Origin of the sequence: Bacillus sp. JS (genome assembly GCF_000259365.1) — a bacterium.
GTDB lineage: Bacteria > Bacillota > Bacilli > Bacillales > Bacillaceae > Bacillus > Bacillus stercoris.
In genome coordinates this window covers 4,082,986-4,100,597 of sequence record NC_017743.1, presented here as the reverse complement: position 1 = coordinate 4,100,597, position 17,612 = coordinate 4,082,986, and the positions used below count along the sequence as shown (strand labels likewise).

The following is a 17,612-nucleotide window of genomic DNA, read 5'->3' as shown; positions in this document are numbered from 1 at the left end:
AGAGATCAGTGCGGCAGCTCCGCACTGACTTTTTTAAATTTGTTTCGCATTGGTATTAGGGCCGAAGCAGATTAACAGCAAGGAGCATGCGAGCCAGCAGCCGCCTATAAACAAGAAGACGCTGACATAGCCGAGCTGAACGGCAATAAATCCGACAAGCAATGAGCCGAAAATGTTTGAAAAACGGCCCAGACCGTAGGCTAATCCGCTGCCGGACGAGCGGTATTCAGTCGGATAAGGTTCAGATGTATAGGCGTATAAGTTCGAGGTGAAAACCCGTTCTGTGATATTCACGATAAAACCAAACACAATGATCATGATGGGAATAAAAGTCATGCCATATAAGAGCCCTGCGATGGCCGTCAGAAACGCGCTGGCAGCTAAAATCCACTTTCTTTGAAATCTCTCAGAAATCATGGAGCCGAGCAGTGCGCCCAACGGAGCGCCGACAGAATGCAATACGTTATACCACAATGTATTTTCCATGGTGACGCCATTGCTTTTTAGCAGGCTTGGAACCCATGAGGCAAACCCGTAAAACCCAAACGTTTCAAAAATCCATACAGCAGATAAAATAATGGTGATTTTGAGGTTTCTGCCTTTCAATAATCCTGCGTAACCGGCATGCTGTTGAACAGAACTGTTTTCTTTAGGCTGAGCCGGTGCCGGAAGCGGGCCTTTCTCCTGTTCAACCTGCGCCTCAATTCGGTTGAGGATCGCATCAGCTTTCGCATATTCACCGCGATTTTCATGCCAGCGAGGTGACTCTTCCAGACGGCGGATGAAGAAAAAATAAATAAGGCCGACGGCACCCCATACAAATACAAGCCTCCATCCCCATGAACCAAGCGGTATGACAAAGGCAGACACAATATTGGTGATCGGAACGCCGATCAATCCAATCATGGCGCAGAAAGAAATATATTTTCCACGGACACTTGAAGGGAAAAACTCCGCCAAATAGCTATTCGTAATGACCATGGCTGCTGCGACGCCAAATCCGGTGAGAAAACGGAATGTCATTAAAGATGGAATGTCCCATGCCGCAGCATTGCACAGCGATGCGATTGAGAAAACAAAGACAAATAGATTTAAGGCTTTTTTGCGGCCGATTCGATCGGACAGCCGTCCGCCCAGCGAAGCGCCTAAAAACATGCCTAAAAATGAAGCCGCCGTCACGTTGGCAATGGTTGAAAGCGGAATGCCCCAATGCTCGATCAGTGCCGGTGCTACATTGCTGAGGGTAAATAAATCTGCGAGATCAAAGAAATAAACAATGCCGAGAGCGGTTAACACTTGGAAATGAACGCGTGAAATCGGAAGGCGGTCTAAACGATTCGCTGCGTTTGAGAAAGGATGTGCATTCTTCTGATTGAAGATCGTATTCATAAAAAACCCCCTTTTAAAGTAGTAAGAAAAGACTGATAATTCCCCTCTTGGGAATATTATAAGTATCTTGGTTCATTGGCGACAGAGTTCAAATCACTAGATGGGAGAACTAAATTCGCACTTTTTCCGTGCATTTGCTTAAAAGATTTCCAAAACAGTAGATTCATAGACCAATTTATGCAAATATATAGTGATATTCTCATTGAAAGGAAGAGACATAGAAGGAATGAATTCATTTATCCGTCCTATAGAAGGAAACAATACGCTGTGGAGATATTTTTTCGCTTTTTTGGTGATGGTAGGGTTATATGTATTCGGGAATATAGCTTACCTTTTCGCTATACTGTTCACGGTTATTGTGAATCCCAATATCACGTTTGATTTGGATGAAGCTGTGCTGAGTGATCCTCTCGTAGATCTTTATTTGTCCCATGTGATTTATTTATTCGCCATTCCGGGAGTTTGGCTGGCTGTGCGCTTTATTTTGAAGCGGCCTTTCCGAACTGTGATTACACCAAATTCAAAGATGAATTGGCGGAGAATTTCCTTTGGTTTTATGGCTTATTTCTTGCTGATGATCGCCGTACAATTGATTGATTTTGCGATTCATCCAGACAATTATTCAATGCAAGCCTTTGATGCATCACGATTTATCTGGCTGCTAGCAGCGGCCCTCATTTTAGTTCCGTTTCAGACATCAGCTGAGGAATTGTTTTTCAGGGGATTTTTGCTTCAAGCCTTCGGGAGATTGACGAAAAATCATCTTATCTTGACATTGATTGTCGGGGGATTGTTTGGCGTATTACATTTTGCGAATCCAGAAATGAACAACGGTGCTGTTTGGGCAGGAATTGAGTACTTAACATTTGGTTTTGTGTGGACCTATTACACGATTAAAACTGGCAGTATTGAAATCTCACTTGGCGCCCACGCTGCGAATAATATGTTTTTGTGTATGTTTATCACAGAAAAAAACAGTGTGTATGGAGGAATTCCTTCTCTATTTACGGTTACGCGGGGGAACCCGATGTGGGAGGCTTTCTTGACGATAGCGGTCAATCTTGTGTTTGCGGGGATCGCTTTATGGTACCATAAGAAATCAAAAAGTAAGCAGCAAGGGTCTTAATCCCTGCTGCTTATTAACGTTTGGATGGCTTCTTCGATATTCGTTGTCGGCTGCTGGCAGGCAAAGTTTTCACAAATATACACGGTTGTTTTGCCGTCTATGATGCGGTAGTCTGCTGCAAATGGCGCAATGTCTTTGCATTGCTCGGGCTGCTCTGCCACCAGAATGGAGTCGTTAGGCTTAAAGGCTTTTTGAAGCTCCGTTATGATTTGTTTTCTGGCTGGATCGTCTGCACTTCCAAAAATCACGATTTCTTTTTTAGGCATCAGATGCCTTAACACACTTTGCATAAAGAAAGCATGGCCGCTCGGATACGCGTCGATGTCTGGCTTGAACACGGAAAACATCGTTTCTGCTTTTTCAATTAGTGATAAGTCGCCTGTGACTTGTCCAAGACGAAGCAGCTGAACGGCTGCCACACTGTTTCCGGAAGGCACGGCGCCGTCGTACACTTCTTTTTCCCGTACGATTAAGGCTTCTGCATCATGCCCGGAAAAATAGAATCCGCCATGCTCCTCATCCCAAAATAAGCCGATCATATCATCTGTCAGTTTCTTCGCTTTTTGTAAATAAGAAAGATCAAACGAAGCTTCATAGAGATCGAGATAGGCCCATAGGAGAAAAGCGTAATCGTCGATAAAGCCTTTGTTTTTCACTTCGCCGTCTCGATACCGGACCATCACACGGCCGTCGATGATTAAATGGTTTTCAATAAATGTAATGGCGTCTTGCGCTAAGCTGAGATATTTCGGTTCCTCGTATACCTTTGCCGCTTTGGCGAGACCCGCGATCATCAGCGCGTTCCATGAGGTCAGCACTTTATCATCGACATGCGGATAGGTTCTTTCTTCGCGTGTCTTCAAGAGCCGTTGTCTTGCGTCCTCAAGCTTGAGGCGGAGCTCTTCTTCAGTTAACCCGGCATCCGCTTTGATTTGTTCCCGCTTTGAGTGAATGAGGTTCGGAATATTTTTGCCTTCAAAGTTTCCTTCTTCAGTGATGTCATACACTTGGCAATACAAAGTTCCGAGTTCGTCTCCAAGCGTTTTTAGAATCTCTTCCCTTGACCATACGTAGTACTTTCCTTCTTCTCCTTCTGTGTCCGCATCTAAAGCGGAGAAAAAGCTTCCGTCTTCATGGGTCATTTCCCGCTGAACGAACGTAATGATCTGCTCACAAATCTCTTTATAGCGGCTATTTTGCGTGACCTGATAGGCTTCGGTATAAGCGGTCAGCAGCAGCGCATTGTCGTAGAGCATTTTTTCAAAGTGGGGAACGAGCCACTCGTCATCGGTTGAATAGCGGGCGAACCCATACCCGATATGATCGTAAATGCCGCCATTCGCCATGCTGTCCAGCGTTTTCGTCACGTTGTATAAAGCATTCTCCTGCCCTGTATTGTGGTAATAACGAAGCAAATACATCAGCATATGAGGCATCGGAAACTTCGGTGCTTGCCCGAAACCGCCGTAGATCGTGTCAAACCCGCTGGCAAGCTGCTGGAATGTCCGGTGAATCGCTGACTCACTAAGGCCCTCACCAGTTTTTGCAGCTGTTTTGGTCTGTAAATGTTTAGCGGCGTTCTCCGCAATATTCTCGACATGCTCGCGGTCGTTCGCAAACGTCTCAGACAGATGCTCAAGCACATCAACAAAACCAGGACGATTGAATTTACTCGTCTTTGGAAAATATGTACCCGCGTAAAACGGCTTCTGATCAGGCGTAATAAACACATTCAGCGGCCAGCCGCCCTGCCCGGTCATCAGCTGGCAGATTCGCATATAAACAGAATCCACATCCGGCCGCTCTTCCCGGTCGACTTTAATCGCCACAAACCGTTCATTGAGAAGACGCGCGATTTCTTCGTCTTCAAAGCTTTCGTGGGCCATGACGTGGCACCAATGGCAAGTCGAATAACCGATGCTGACAAGAACCGGCTTGTTTTCGCATTTTGCTTTTTCAAAGGCTTCTTCTCCCCAAGGGAACCAGTCCACAGGGTTGTGGGCGTGTTGGAGTAAATAAGGAGACTTCTCAGCGATTAATCTATTGGGTTTACTTTTGTTTGGCATGGGATCACCTGCTTTCTGTAATTAGTTTATATTTAACTTAACACATTTTCTCAAAAATAATCCCTGCTTCTTTATACAGCTGACTGTTCTCTAGTATTGTACTTAGGAATACGTATTACCCCCGAAGCAGTTAAAACGCCTATTATAACTAACACAGCCCCAATAACTTGAAATACCTTTATCGGTGTGCCAATGGCAAATGAAATAATCATCGTTACAACGGGAACAAGGTTGAAAAATAAAGATGTTTTACCTGCCCCAATCTCCTTAATCCCCTGATTCCACCATAGGTAACCCAAAACGCTTGTAAAGAAAGCCATAAAGGCAATTGCCCCCCAAACTCCAATCGGGATGTTCGATAAAGAAACAGGTTTGGATGTAAATAATGAAACTACTATTAAACTAACAGCCCCGATAACCATCGTATAAGTGGTTGTAGATAGCGGAGTGCCATCTTTTACAAACCGCCGTCCAAGTACACCATAAAGTGCCCAACAAACGTTACCTGTAAAGATTATTAAATCTCCGCCTGAAATTGATAAGGTTTTAATGGTTTCGATAGAACCTTGTGTAATGACTAGCAATACACCGATGAATGCAAAGAATATGCCGAGCACTTGTTTTTTTGTCATTTTGTCCTTTAAGATAATTCGAGCGAGAATTGCTGTTAATAAAGGATTCAGCCCCATTATTAATGCTCCGTTAACGGGAGATGTGTATTTCAAACCAATAAAAAACAAGGCGTTAAATCCAAATATTCCTATAATTCCGAGAACAATGTATGAAACGGCGTTTTTCCGTAATTGACTCTTCTTTATACCTTCAGTAAAAATCAAAATGAGGAGCATCACCGCAGCAGCTAAACCGAAACGCCATGCCGCAGAGGACGATGGAGAAAAATATCCAACCGTATATTTTGCAAGATTAAAAGTAGCTCCTGTAAAAATAGAGAAGCCAATTAACATCAGATATATATTTAAATGTTTCATTTGTTTTCCACTTCCTCTTTCAAAATTGAATAATATGTATCCAGTTTTCCTTTTGTAGTAGAAATTACTTCTTCCAGCTCCCTTTTTTTAATCTCCATTTTCTCTAAGTGCTTGGTTAAAATCTCAATACGTTTATTTATAGATGGGGAGAGTTGTGCTGATTTAACATCTGAATTGATTTTTTCCAATATGCAGCCGTCTTTGACAAACTCATTAATATCCTCCAAAGACATACCTGTTTCCTTTAAACTTTTCAGGAATGTCATGAACTGAATATCAGTCTCTGTATAAAAACGCCTTCCACTGTTTTTTCGTTTTGGTGGGGGAAGTAACCCAATCTTTTCGTAATATCTTAATGTATACGAGCTAATACTAGTCTTCTCAGCAGCTTTACTAATGGAATACAACAAACATCATCCCTCTCTTTTGATTAAAGTTAGTTTACAACTTAGAGTTAACTCTAAGTCAAGCAAATAAAAAAAACTGCTACCGCATGGTTACGGATTACAGGTTTTAGATAATGAATGACATAAAAGATAAACTGTATTATTAGAACACATGGTATTATCGTTTAAAATGGCTTCTGTTAATGGAGTTCCGCACGAGTTGATTTCCTAGGCCACGAATGGCAAGTCGAATAACCGATGCTGACAAGAACCGGCTTGTTTTCGCGTTTCGCTTTTTCGAAGGCTTCTTCTCCCCATGGAACCAGTCAACAGGATTGTGAGCATGTGAAGTAAAATAAGTAGACTTCTCAGCGATTAATCTATTGGGTTTATTGTTAGTGGGCATGGGATCATCTTCTTTCGTTTTTTTATAAATACAAAACTTAGCTGATTTACTTAAAAGAGGGAGAATAAAATATACTATAATGTTTAATTATGTTAATTTGTCCTTTTCAGTCTTCTTTTCTTTTATTACAGGAAAAGATATTTTGGGCTCTGTTAAAATTCGATGTTGATAATTCCATAGTATTAAGGGGAACCCATTATTTAGGATTCCCCTTTAGTTCAATAAGAAAAATAACTGTCGAGTGTTACCTTACAATGTATATTTTGGAGGGGAAGATTTTTTTAGCCATTCCAATGATAAACGATTTGCACAACGCCAGAGGAAAATGTTCTTGCATTCACCATTTTTAAATTTATCCTCTGTTTTACATCAATAAACAACGGTTTTCCTTGTCCCAAAACAACAGGGTGAATAGATAATCTAAATTCATCAACAAGCCCCAAATTTATAAAAGTTGTAATGAGACTCGCTCCACCATATAGCCAGATGTCTTTACCAGGCTTTTTCTTCAATTTATTTACTTCTTCAAGAATATTATCATTTATAAATATGGCTTGATTATCAATCTCATTTTGTGTTCTGGAAAAAACATATTTCTTTTTACTATGAACTAATTTCCAAATTTCCTTTTCTGTATCAGGGTCTTCTTTTTTTGGAATATATTGTCCCCATAAATCGTAGCTTTTTCTACCATATAAAATAGTATCAATTTGATTTAAGAAATCAGTAAACCCCATATCAGGGTCCATAATGCACCAATCAACTTCTCCATTTTTCCCTTCAATAAAACCATCTAGAGTAACTGCTAAATCTAAAATTATTCTTCTCTGTTTTAAGTTATTTGTCATAACTATTCATCCTTTTATATAAGAAGTTGGTAGAAATTCTTCTCCCACTCTCGCACCAGATGGACTAAGTTGCGTTTGTGGACAGAGAGAAGAACAATATCCTAAAATGAAAGTGTCCACTAATCTTCGTAGCTTGATTAGCAGGAACACTATTTATCTTTACTTGGTTAAATGAAAGCTCTGCTCGATTAAGTTATAAATTTCTCCTTCTAGATCTATACGTTCCAAAACAAGTGAAATCCAATGTTCCTTATCCATATGATATCCGGGTAAGATATTTTCTCCATTTCTTAAGCTATCACTTATTTCAGGGGGACATTTTAGATTTAGAATATCTATTTCGTCATGTCCTTCCAAGCCTAATTTTTCCGGATGAACATTCATAATAAGACCGTACCATTTTTTGTTTGATTCATGTCTCAAAGAAGCATAGTTTGGGTATTTCTCCCACGGATAATCAGGCGATGTACCGTATTTTTCTTTGACGTGTTTAAAGATATCTTCTCTTGTTAACATACTCCATTACTCCTTTATTCACTCTCATTTCTTCTTGGAAAAATCAAAGAGCAATCCTTGGTTGTCCTATGGATGCTTCAATAGAGATGTCACCAATGGCAGAAGCTGTTTCTCATCCTTACTAATATAAGTTTTTTTGCTATTTCCATGGGTACTAGTCAACAGGGGTGTGGGCGAGTTTTATTATTAGTGGGCATGGGATCATCTTCTTTTCTCTTGTTTCTGTTCCTTTTTACTGTACCACAAGCCTCTCTGGTGAAATACCTCATTATGGTAGTGAAATAGAAAAATCGCTATATAAAAGGTAATGTTAAAGAGTGCACTTTTGGAAGCTGTTATTGAATAGTGTCGAAACGATTTTTCTAAATATTTCTCGATTGGCGGAGATTGATATGATCATGAAAATGACTCATTTGAATATGAAAGATTTCAATAAACCAAACGAACCTTTCGTTGTTTTTGGGAGAATGATACCTGCTTTTGAAAACGGTGTTTGGACATATACTGAGGAACGATTTTCCAAACCTTATTTTAAACAATATGAAGATGATGACATGGATGTTAGTTATGTTGAAGAAGAGGGGAAAGCGGCTTTTTTATATTATCTTGAAAACAACTGCATTGGCCGGATTAAGATCCGTTCTAACTGGAATGGGTATGCACTAATAGAGGACATTGCCGTGGCAAAAGACTATAGAAAAAAAGGTGTTGGAACAGCATTATTACATAAAGCGATTGAGTGGGCAAAGGAGAATCATTTTTGTGGTCTTATGCTTGAAACCCAAGATATTAATGTTTCAGCTTGTCATTTTTATGCCAAACATCACTTTATAATAGGTGCGGTTGATACGATGCTTTATTCCAACTTTCCAACAGCAAATGAAATTGCGATTTTTTGGTACTATAAATTTTAATTGATTATAAAATCTCAACAGTACCAGAGATAAAGAATTGACGAACGAAATGGGGCTTGTTTTGCGTTTCGTTTTTTGGATCGAGAAGAGGTTTCTTAATAACCTCTTCTATTCTTTGATAAGAAATGTCTTTCCACAATAGGCATAAAAACGTGAAGGAGCATTCCTCCCAAACAGACGGTTAATAGGGTTCCGATGCCGATAGGGCCTTTAAAGATGATGGCTAATACTAAGAAAAGAGCGTATACCAATGTTCTTGAAAACAAGATTGTTCTTTTGGTGAGATCTCGGATAATAAGTGTCAAATGATCGATCGGTGTTGATGCGAATTTTGTCTGAAGATAGATGGCTGTTCCAAGCCCGATGAGCACCAAACCAATTCCGAAACAAATCAGTTTGCTTAACAACGCGTTTAGATAGATGGTGTTTTTTACAACAAACAACCATAGGTCAATGCCTATTCCAGTAATGAATGCTGTAATCAAGCCCAGCAAAATAGGTTTTTTTCTCGTTAATATAGCGTTGCAGATTAAGAGGATCACAGAAATAAGGACCTCCCAGCTTCCTACGGTAAGACCGATTTCTTTTGACAGACCAACCAAAAGGGCATCGAAGGGTGATGTGCCCAGTCCTGATTGTATGGTTAAGGAAATGCCCAAACTTAATATAAGTATGCCTATTCCGTAATACATATATTTCATGTTATATTCCGCGATATTTCTTTTGTCATCAAGACGTGAGGGATGCCGTCCTCCATAAATTCCTGTGAAGAAGTCTGATAGCCCAGTTTTTGATAAAAGCCTGCCGCTTGTGTTTGACCATGCAGCTTATATGAAGTCAGTCCTTTTTCTTTCATGATTTCCTCTAACCCGCTTACGATGATCTTCCCCAATCCGTACTTACGGTAAGGTTTTAGGATGCAGATTCTTTCCAGCTTTGCTGTATGGCCAACGATGCGCGCACGGCCGGTGCCGACAGGCTGATTCTCATGATATACCAAGATATGTTGGCATTGTTCCTGAAGCGTATCAAATTCATCGAACTCATCGGCTTCAGACACATGTTGCTCCTCAATGAAAACGCCTCTTCTAATCTTTAAAGCTTCATGTAAATCCGCTTCAGTTGTTATTCTTTTTATACTCATCTAAATCAATCCTTTTCTGATATTAGTCTGGACTGTCCAGCATGCATGTGGTCTTATAATAGTAAGGTTAAAACAGTTTTGTTGTAATTACAACAAAAATACGTGAGGAGTTTTAGAATGAATGATATTTTGCGTGAAATCGGCATGATAGCAAGAGCGTTGGATTCCATAAGCAATATCGAATTTAAAGATTTGGACTTAACAAGAGGGCAGTATCTCTATCTCGTACGCATATATGAAAATCCGGGAATTATTCAAGAGAAGCTGGCGGAAATGATAAAAGTGGACCGGACAACGGCCGCGCGGGCCATTAAGAAGCTGGAAATGCAGGGATTTATTCAAAAACTGCCAGATGAGCAAAATAAAAAAATAAAAAAATTGTTCCCGACTGAGAAAGGGAAAAAGGTGTATCCCTTGTTAAGAAGAGAAGGAGAACATTCCACGGAAGTCGCTTTGTCTGGTTTTACATATGAGGAAAAGGAAACCATTTCTGCACTCCTTCATAGAGTGAGGAAAAATGTAGAACGTGATTGGGAGTATGTGAAGAAGGGGAACAAAAGGGATTATTAATGTACAAAATGTACCTTATCGACAGAACCAAATATGAGTCCGGGAAGGGCCAATTTCCTGTTTCGATCATTTCACAATGCAAGTTACAAAAACGTGCGTAGTTACATATTGAATTGATTTGTATTACAGTAATGATAGCAAGAAATTTCCAAAGGGAGTGGTTTTGATGAACTTGAGACAACTATCAGAACATGTCTTTCAATGTGAATTTGAGCTTGATGTTCCCCTTCGTGTCCCGGTTCATACTTGGTTTATTAAAGATGGTGATGATGTTTATATTGTTGATACGGGGATAGAACGTTTTGCTGATGCTCAAATTAGGGCAGCGTTAGCGATCGGCAATCCAAAAGCCATTTTGCTTACCCATGGCCACAGTGATCATATCGGAGGTGCATCAAAATGGTTAGAGAGATTTGATCTTCCGATTTATGCCCACCAGAAAGAACTTATATATATCAATGGAGAAGCGCCTTATCCAAACAAAAATGAAGCAGAGAACACAGGGGTAGCCCATATTGTTCAGCCGCTGACAGAGCAAACGCTTGCTCACTTACCTCTGCAATATGATTTAACACCCGGACATTCCCCGGGGCATGTCGTGTATGATCATAAAATCGATTGTACTCTATTAACGGGCGACCTTTTTATCACGAGTAAGGAGGATTTACACCCACCTATAAGAAGATTCAGTGTTGATATAAATGAGAACATCGATAGCGGCTCAATCATAGATCAAATCAAACCAACGCTCATTTGCTCTTCACATGGCAAAGAAATTCTTTATAACGAAGAATTGTATAAAAACTATGTGGTAAGGTATAGGGATTAATGGAAGTGAAAAACATAAGCTGAAAGTTCTTCAGCATGGTGCAGTCCTTGATCCGATTTACTCAAAAAGAAAAAGTGGCAGCTGCCTGCCGCAGAGGCTTTTGCGGAGCTTGTTTTACATTCGATTCATGAGCAAAAGGAGTGAGTGTCAGGCTCACTCCTATTCTATTTAAATTGTGGCTGTGAGCTTTGGTTTTACAAATTTCATGAAAATCCCTCTGACTAATGGGCCCATAATCAGTAATTGCAATGGATAGGCCAGGATGAAATTTTTCAACACAATCATAAGATAGGTGCTGAAGAGGCTGTCTCCGTTCAGCCCATTTGCCAGAATCGCTGTCACTAAACCGAACACAGACATACAAAGCACCATGCCGATCACCATACAAGTTGACATGGCAAGGATGACATATATTTTTTTAGTCTTGTCGAACGGCATGCTGAATGCAATCTTCTTGGCGAGGGGGCCCACTAACAGTAAATCTAACAGGAGGGCGACCATAAAACCGATGGCCATTTCAAAAACGGCCATCATTGAAAAATCCTGAATGGCTCCGTTGATGATGGCGTTGTAAATCGACATGACGCAGACCATTCCAAAGCACATCATCACGCCAAATATAAGGCCTTCTTTTTTATTTGCTGGCATACAATCATTCCTTCTCTCTATAATCGGTGATTAGTATACCAATGAACCGTTCATGCTCATAAGTGACAAATTTGTGAATTATCTATAGCGCAGAATCGTCCTGTTTTGTCATCAGCACATGCGGAATGCCGTCCAGCATAAATTCTTCTGATGCAGTCTGATAGCCTAGCTTTTCATAAAAGCCTGCTGCCTGTGTCTGGCCGTGCAGTTTGAAGGCAGATATGCTTTGTTCTTTCACGATACGTTCTAATGCACCGACGATTACTTTTCCCAGACCGAATTTGCGGTAAGGCTTCAGAATGCAGATTCGTTCCAGTTTTCCCGCGTGGTCAACGATACGGACGCGTGCAGTGCCAACGGGTACATTCTGATGATAAGCCAGAATGTGCCGGCAGTCACCGTGGAGTGTATCGAACTCATCGAATTCATCCGAAATAGGACAGCCTTGCTCCTCTACAAATACTGCCTTTCTGATTTCAAACGCTTTATGTAAATCTTGTTCTGACGTGATTTTTTTGACCTTCATGCTTGAATCCTCCCTTACTCCGAAAAATGGCTGATGACATATTGTTTAAAGGTCTCAGCAACCGGTGATAAAAATCTGCCTTTTATCCAGGCAATCCCTATGACACGCTGACATTCCGGCCAGCTGACGCGGATTTTGGCGATTTTGCTTTGGTCTAAGCCTTTCAGGTCTGGCAGAATAGATATGCCCAGTCCGGCTGCCACAAAACCTGCGGCAGTGGCGGCTTCTTCTCCTTCAAACATAATGTTCGGCTGTATATCAGCCTTCTCAAACAGCTCATCGACCGTCATTCGAAGCGCGTAGCCTTTTTTCAATAAAATGAACCGTTCCCCGGCAATCTCGGTCAGGGTAATGCTCTCACGATTGGCTAATGGGTGATCAATTGGCACAAATAAAAAGAGCTCTTCACTCCACAGCTTGATCCATTGGATCGGATTTTCAGGCTTAATCGAAGCGAGCAGACAGAGGTCGAGATCACCCGATTTTAATCGTTCAAGCAGCCAATAAGAGTGGTTTTGCTTCAGCTGGAAGGCAATGTTGGGGTATTCCTGCTGAAAGGAGCCGATGAGATCGGGCACGAGCGTAGTGCCTAATGTATGCAAAAAACCGAGAGAGACTACGCCTTGGTCTGGCTTTAATAAAGCTTGGATTTCTTCTTTTCCTTCGGTGTACTCCTTCATCATCGCCTGCACCCGTCGCAAAAAAATGTGTCCGTATTGATTTAAGGTAATGGATCGTCCTTGCCTGTCAAAAAGCGGGACGCCTAAATGATTCTCCAGCCTGGCGATAGAGCGTGAAAGTGCAGGCTGTGTGATGGAGAGGCTTTTTGCGGCTTTCGTCACGTGCTGCATCCGGGCTAGGGTTTGAAAATATTCAAGTTGTTCCCATTCCAATCATCATTCCTCCCTTATTACATATAAGCATCAAAAGGATATTTTATATGCATTATACATCATATATCGACGGTGCTAAGATAAAAGTATAAACAGACTCGAGGATGTTTGAAATCGGAAGAATAAAGGATGGTTTTATATGAATTGCAGTGCTCAACAACATGCGGAGGGGCAGATAAAACCCCAATGACATACATTCAAAAAGGCACACCAGTTTTTCGTAAAATTACGTTTGCTTTCTTCGCTGCAGGCTTCAATACATTTGCGATTCTTTATTGCGTACAGCCGCTCATGGAGGAATTCACGCGGGAATTTCATGTGACGCCTACTGTGGCGAGTCTCTCTTTATCCGTTACCACAATGCTGTTAGCAGTGAGCATGCTTGTCTTTGGCTCATTATCAGAGGTATGGGGTCGCAAGCCGATTATGGGTATTTCCATGCTGGCCGCATCGGTTCTCTGTCTGGCATCGGCCTTGAGTCCGAACTTTCATACGCTCCTCGTATTGCGAACCATTCAAGGCGTTGCGCTCGCAGGCCTTCCGTCAATTGCGATGGCTTATCTCGGAGAAGAAATTGAACCTGGAAGTCTCGGATCAGCGATGGGACTGTATATCAGCGGAAATGCAATCGGCGCCGTTTTTGGAAGGATCGTTTCCGGGCTTCTGAGCGAGTACGTGAATTGGCATATGGCGATGGGATCAATTGGTGTCATTAGTTTGATTGCTAGTGTTATATTTTTTATGAATTTGCCTCCATCCAGGCATTTTACGCCAAGAAAATTGAAGCTCGGGAAGTTGGGAATGTCTCTGATCGGCCACTTGAGAGACCGCAAACTATTCAGCTTGTTTCTCATTGGTTTTTTGCTGCTCGGAAGCAATGTTGCATTGTTTAATTACATTGTGTATGTGCTGCTGGGCCCACCGTACTCGCTTAATAAAGCATTTGCCAGCTGGATCTTTATTGTGATGATTGTAGGCATTTTCAGCTCATCTTTCATTGGAAGAATGGTTGATCGGTATGGCTATCCGAAAATACTGGTGATAAATATTTTCATTGTCATTGCAGGTGCTTTATTCACGATAAACAGTATGCTGGCAGTGAAAATACTGGGGATTGCCCTCTTTACATTCGGTTTTTTCGGAGGGCATTCAGTTGCAAGCAGCTGGGTGGGCAGGAGAGCTCTTTACAACAAAGCACAGGCTTCATCGCTGTATTTGTTTTTTTATTACGCCGGTTCAAGCGTTTGCGGAACAGTCGGAGGGCTATTCTGGTCTGCTTTTCACTGGCTGGGCGTGGTCGGTATGATCACCTTCATGCTGCTGGCTGCGTTATGGCTGTCGGGATACTTGGCAAAAAGTATGAAAATGCCGGATAAAAGGAACGAAAAAGAATTGAATTGATGACAGTAAAAAAAGGACCGTAAGCGGGTCCTTTTTTATTTCCAATGGGCAGGGATTCGTAAAGACGGCGGCAGCTTTGTGTTCGAATCACCGTTGGCGGCGTTCACCTGTGCCTGTGTCAGAAAGATGCATCCGGTCAGGTCGGCGCCGCTGAGATCAGCGTCTCTCATATCTGCACCGATAAAGTCTGTCATTCTCAAATCGGCATTTCTCAGATCTGCGGCTATGAGCAGCGCTCCTCTTAGATTTGCTCCTCGCAAATCAAGCCCTTTTAGTTTTGCACCGATCAGGACACTTCCCCGGCTGACTTTTTTCGGGAGTTTTGGATTGCGGGCTTGGGCACGCACCAGCTCACTCGTTTTTAACAGCCATTTATTGACCTCAGCTCGATGCTCGTCCACCTGCAGTGTCAGCAGGCGTTCTTTGCTGAGTCTGGTGAGCTTTTCTATTTTTTCGAAACTGGTTCTTAGTTCAGGATGAATCGGCTTGGCTATATCTATAGAAAGAGCTTCATGTAAATACCAGAGCATTTCATGCAGCTGCTGCATGATAGGAAAAACGCCAAACATCTCGTTGGCCGTTTCGGGGCTGTTTCGCCAATCCTTTCCCTCATAAGTGATTTGGGATACTTTTTGGCCGGCGCCAAAGCATTCATATGCAGAGCAGCCTCGAAATCCTTTTTCTCTGAGATTTTTATGGATCGAACATTGATAGTTTGATTGTAAGTTGCGGCAAGGCGTGCCTCCGTCTTTGTCAAAAGCAAAATCTGCCGACTTCGCATAAGGCAAGGCGACACAGCACAAGCCAAAACAATGCTGGCAATCCGCGCTTAAATCATGATGTATATGGTCATGTAACGTTACTTCCGCAGACAAAATTGTCCACCCCTTCACTTGGGTACTTTGTTAAATATATCTATTTGATTATATAGGAAATAGGGATCCTTTTCATTTTGTTTTTACGGTTTCAGCGTGTCAAACATTGTATAATATATCCAATCATGATGATTGGGGGAATTCATTTGGAACAGCAATTGAAAGACATCATCTCTGCGTGTGATTTGGCAATCCAAAATGAAGATTTTGATACACTGATGAATTACTACTCGGAAGATGCCATTTTAGTTGTGAAGCCTGGCATGATCGCGCGAGGCAAAGAAGAAATCAAAAAAGCGTTTATCACGATCGCGAACTATTTTAATCATCATATTGTGCCGACACAAGGAGAAATGATCATGCTGGAAGCAGGTGACACTGTCCTCGTCCTTTCTCAGACATTGCTTGATTCGGATAAAAAGGACTCCGAGTATGCGATGGAAAGAAGGGCGACCTATGTCTTTAAGAAGAATGCGCAAGGCGAGTGGCTTTGCGTAATCGATAATTCATATGGTACGGATTTAATTGGTCTTTAGCTTACGGACGTGTCCAAGTCAGATACTGCTTGAAAAAGAACCCGAACCAATAATCGATGTAAAACATATTGTAAAGTAATGGACTGAAAAGACATATCAAGGACTGAATAAGATTGAATCATCGACAAGCAGTAAACCAGGTTCAAGTCAGCAACATTAGCGTGATTTCAATTGATACCTCCTCAGGAATATTTATCGGAACCAATTATGCGCATAATTGGTCTTCGCATCGGAAAAACAATTACGGACTCGGATCAATGACCAACTCCCAGGTGTCTCATAATTTTAGCTATGTGATGGATAACGATGAGGTAGATACGCCGATTCATCATGAAAACAGGATTTCCTTTGAAGGGAACTCGGGAGAAAACCAGAATGATATTGATGTTGGAGAAATGAATATTAACGTTCTGGATACATGTGCCGCCATTTCAGTTGGCGAAAACGAACTTACCGGCTGGAGTTCACATAGTAAACGAACGTCCGGCCAGGGAAGGTTATTAGGCACGATTCAAAACACTCAAAACTCGTCATTCGTGATAGATAACGACGAAAATGACTGTCAAATAAATGATTACTTTTAAGAGGCTGCCTTGGTTTGAAAAGGAGGAGGATTTGTTTGGCTATCGGTTTTACACTCGGTGCAATCAATGTGAATTCCCAGCAGACAAATACAGCCATCGCGATTGGAGAAAATCAGTTACCCGGATGGGCTGCGCATCGTAAGGTAAATAACGGAATCGGCTTCTTCGCAGGAAATGTCTTGAACCAGGGGAATGTTTCAACGGTTATTGACCCTGATGGCATAGACGGTGTCATGAATAACCAAAATATATCGCCAAGTGTACAAAATCAAACTCTTTAACGGTGAATAGTTTTCTTTTAGCATACCTCCAAAAAAAGCACATAAGCATAGTTATAGATTCTAAAGATGTATGGCTATGTGCAGGGGGTTTTTATTTATGCCAAAATCTCATTTTTATCCCCATGTGAAAGAAATGATGGGAAAGGATTTCGCTGAGCTGCTGCGCGAAATTGCTCCCTTTGTCGAACCGAGAGCCGATCTCATAAAAACAAACCACAGATTGACGATAACCATTGATGTAGCTGGTGCACGTGCAGGGGATATGTCAATCAGCCAAAAGGATCGCACACTCATCATTGAAGGAAAGATTACCCCCCAGCCGATGGAAGAGGAACAAGAGTGGATCGCCAGAGAACGGTTTTACGGCCCCTTCAAACGGGAGATCGCCATTCCCGAAGAGTATGATCTGCGTCAGATTCGTGCGAAATTTGAAAGCGGAATAGTAACGGTTACCGTTCCGCACCGCACTAATGAAAAAGGAGAAGAGTGATGACCTCTATCAAATACGGTTCTTTGCGGGTTAACCATCTGAGAAATTCTTCTGGCCTCTTTGTCGGAACAAATGTCCAAAAAGGCAGAAAAAGTGAAACCTTTATCAATGAAGGTTTTGGCGCCATAAAGGGGAAACATAATAAAATCAAAGGAAATGCGGGAGCTGTGGAGAAAAGTTTTTAAAAAGGGATGG

At 41.7% G+C, this 17,612-nt stretch carries 22 protein-coding genes and 2 pseudogenes; 11 read left to right on the top strand and 13 right to left on the bottom strand.

The features are described 5' to 3' along the window. Positions 1-33: 33 nt before the first annotated feature. Positions 34-1,389: an MFS transporter gene (locus MY9_RS20805; protein WP_014666133.1), complete on the bottom strand. Its 1,356-nt coding sequence runs from the start codon at positions 1,387-1,389 to the stop codon at positions 34-36. Between the two features lie 226 nt (positions 1,390-1,615). Here MY9_RS20805 and MY9_RS20800 point away from each other — a divergent pair, with 226 nt between their 5' ends. After that, complete coding sequence (locus MY9_RS20800; protein WP_014666132.1) at positions 1,616-2,515, top strand: CPBP family intramembrane glutamic endopeptidase; 900 nt, start codon at positions 1,616-1,618, stop codon at positions 2,513-2,515. Here the strand turns inward: MY9_RS20800 and MY9_RS20795 are convergent. The 6 genes and pseudogenes from MY9_RS20795 to MY9_RS20775 all read right to left on the bottom strand — a co-directional run bounded on the left by MY9_RS20795 (position 2,512) and on the right by MY9_RS20775 (position 7,726). Then, on the bottom strand, positions 2,512-4,581 hold the full coding sequence (locus MY9_RS20795; RefSeq protein ID WP_014666131.1) for a thioredoxin domain-containing protein: 2,070 nt from the start codon (positions 4,579-4,581) through the stop codon (positions 2,512-2,514). The two genes, MY9_RS20800 and MY9_RS20795, sit on opposite strands and share 4 nt — an antisense overlap. Positions 4,582-4,652: 71 nt before the next feature. Continuing rightward, positions 4,653-5,570 carry a DMT family transporter gene (locus MY9_RS20790; RefSeq protein WP_014666130.1) on the bottom strand — a complete coding sequence of 306 codons (918 nt, stop codon included), beginning with the start codon at positions 5,568-5,570 and terminating at the stop codon, positions 4,653-4,655. After that, positions 5,567-5,980: a MerR family transcriptional regulator gene (locus MY9_RS20785; protein ID WP_050982296.1), complete on the bottom strand. Its 414-nt coding sequence runs from the start codon at positions 5,978-5,980 to the stop codon at positions 5,567-5,569. Before MY9_RS20785 ends, MY9_RS20790 begins: the two co-directional genes overlap by 4 nt. Before the next feature lie 215 nt (positions 5,981-6,195). After that, positions 6,196-6,362 (bottom strand): annotated as a pseudogene (locus MY9_RS21420) (DUF255 domain-containing protein); the annotation flags it as partial. Between the two features lie 281 nt (positions 6,363-6,643). After that, entirely contained in the window at positions 6,644-7,210 is a 567-nt protein-coding gene (locus tag MY9_RS20780) for a dihydrofolate reductase family protein (RefSeq protein WP_014666128.1), read from the bottom strand. A gap of 159 nt (positions 7,211-7,369) precedes the next feature. Continuing rightward, on the bottom strand, positions 7,370-7,726 hold the full coding sequence (locus MY9_RS20775) for an MmcQ/YjbR family DNA-binding protein (protein ID WP_014666127.1): 357 nt from the start codon (positions 7,724-7,726) through the stop codon (positions 7,370-7,372). Between the two features lie 392 nt (positions 7,727-8,118). On the opposite strand from MY9_RS20775, the gene satA reads away from it, so the two are divergent. Beyond that, positions 8,119-8,640: a streptothricin N-acetyltransferase SatA gene (gene satA / locus MY9_RS20770; protein WP_014666126.1), complete on the top strand. Its 522-nt coding sequence runs from the start codon at positions 8,119-8,121 to the stop codon at positions 8,638-8,640. Positions 8,641-8,735: 95 nt separating this feature from the next. On the opposite strand, the gene MY9_RS20765 is transcribed toward satA, so the two are convergent. Both MY9_RS20765 and MY9_RS20760 read right to left on the bottom strand, forming a co-directional pair. Then, positions 8,736-9,341, bottom strand: a complete 606-nt coding sequence (locus tag MY9_RS20765) for a YczE/YyaS/YitT family protein (RefSeq protein ID WP_014666125.1) — start codon at positions 9,339-9,341, stop codon at positions 8,736-8,738. Next, the gene (locus MY9_RS20760; protein ID WP_014666124.1) at positions 9,338-9,784 is read right to left on the bottom strand and encodes a GNAT family N-acetyltransferase; all 447 of its coding nucleotides are present in this window, start codon (positions 9,782-9,784) and stop codon (positions 9,338-9,340) included. Before MY9_RS20760 ends, MY9_RS20765 begins: the two co-directional genes overlap by 4 nt. A gap of 117 nt (positions 9,785-9,901) precedes the next feature. On the opposite strand from MY9_RS20760, the gene MY9_RS20755 reads away from it, so the two are divergent. The 3 genes and pseudogenes from MY9_RS20755 to MY9_RS22000 all read left to right on the top strand — a co-directional run. Next, entirely contained in the window at positions 9,902-10,354 is a 453-nt protein-coding gene (locus MY9_RS20755; protein WP_014666123.1) for a MarR family transcriptional regulator, read from the top strand. Between the two features lie 166 nt (positions 10,355-10,520). Next, on the top strand, positions 10,521-11,183 hold the full coding sequence (locus MY9_RS20750; protein ID WP_014666122.1) for an MBL fold metallo-hydrolase: 663 nt from the start codon (positions 10,521-10,523) through the stop codon (positions 11,181-11,183). Between the two features lie 7 nt (positions 11,184-11,190). Then, positions 11,191-11,327: pseudogene (locus tag MY9_RS22000) on the top strand (LysR family transcriptional regulator); the annotation flags it as partial. 24 nt (positions 11,328-11,351) lie between these two features. On the opposite strand, the gene MY9_RS20745 reads toward MY9_RS22000, so the two are convergent. The 3 genes from MY9_RS20745 to MY9_RS20735 form a co-directional block, all read right to left on the bottom strand. Further along, positions 11,352-11,831, bottom strand: coding sequence for a hypothetical protein (locus tag MY9_RS20745; protein WP_014666121.1), 480 nt, complete (start codon positions 11,829-11,831; stop codon positions 11,352-11,354). An 82-nt stretch (positions 11,832-11,913) separates the two neighbouring features. Beyond that, positions 11,914-12,357, bottom strand: a complete 444-nt coding sequence (locus MY9_RS20740) for a GNAT family N-acetyltransferase (RefSeq protein ID WP_014666120.1) — start codon at positions 12,355-12,357, stop codon at positions 11,914-11,916. Between the two features lie 14 nt (positions 12,358-12,371). Then, positions 12,372-13,250 carry a LysR family transcriptional regulator gene (locus MY9_RS20735; protein WP_014666119.1) on the bottom strand — a complete coding sequence of 293 codons (879 nt, stop codon included), beginning with the start codon at positions 13,248-13,250 and terminating at the stop codon, positions 12,372-12,374. A gap of 186 nt (positions 13,251-13,436) precedes the next feature. On the opposite strand from MY9_RS20735, the gene MY9_RS20730 reads away from it, so the two are divergent. After that, positions 13,437-14,651 carry an MFS transporter gene (locus MY9_RS20730; RefSeq protein WP_041521547.1) on the top strand — a complete coding sequence of 405 codons (1,215 nt, stop codon included), beginning with the start codon at positions 13,437-13,439 and terminating at the stop codon, positions 14,649-14,651. 35 nt (positions 14,652-14,686) lie between these two features. On the opposite strand, the gene MY9_RS20725 is transcribed toward MY9_RS20730, so the two are convergent. Then, positions 14,687-15,526 carry a pentapeptide repeat-containing protein gene (locus tag MY9_RS20725; protein WP_014666117.1) on the bottom strand — a complete coding sequence of 280 codons (840 nt, stop codon included), beginning with the start codon at positions 15,524-15,526 and terminating at the stop codon, positions 14,687-14,689. Positions 15,527-15,672: 146 nt separating this feature from the next. On the opposite strand from MY9_RS20725, the gene MY9_RS20720 reads away from it, so the two are divergent. The 5 genes from MY9_RS20720 to MY9_RS20700 all read left to right on the top strand — a co-directional run bounded on the left by MY9_RS20720 (position 15,673) and on the right by MY9_RS20700 (position 17,602). Beyond that, positions 15,673-16,062, top strand: a complete 390-nt coding sequence (locus MY9_RS20720) for a YybH family protein (RefSeq protein ID WP_041521465.1) — start codon at positions 15,673-15,675, stop codon at positions 16,060-16,062. 113 nt (positions 16,063-16,175) lie between these two features. Continuing rightward, on the top strand, positions 16,176-16,646 hold the full coding sequence (locus tag MY9_RS20715; RefSeq protein WP_040081157.1) for a hypothetical protein: 471 nt from the start codon (positions 16,176-16,178) through the stop codon (positions 16,644-16,646). Between the two features lie 35 nt (positions 16,647-16,681). Continuing rightward, positions 16,682-16,927, top strand: coding sequence for a hypothetical protein (locus MY9_RS20710; RefSeq protein WP_014666114.1), 246 nt, complete (start codon positions 16,682-16,684; stop codon positions 16,925-16,927). 97 nt (positions 16,928-17,024) lie between these two features. Continuing rightward, the gene (locus tag MY9_RS20705) at positions 17,025-17,417 is read left to right on the top strand and encodes an Hsp20/alpha crystallin family protein (protein WP_014666113.1); all 393 of its coding nucleotides are present in this window, start codon (positions 17,025-17,027) and stop codon (positions 17,415-17,417) included. After that, on the top strand, positions 17,417-17,602 hold the full coding sequence (locus tag MY9_RS20700; RefSeq protein ID WP_014666112.1) for a hypothetical protein: 186 nt from the start codon (positions 17,417-17,419) through the stop codon (positions 17,600-17,602). Before MY9_RS20705 ends, MY9_RS20700 begins: the two co-directional genes overlap by 1 nt. Positions 17,603-17,612 lie beyond the last annotated feature (10 nt).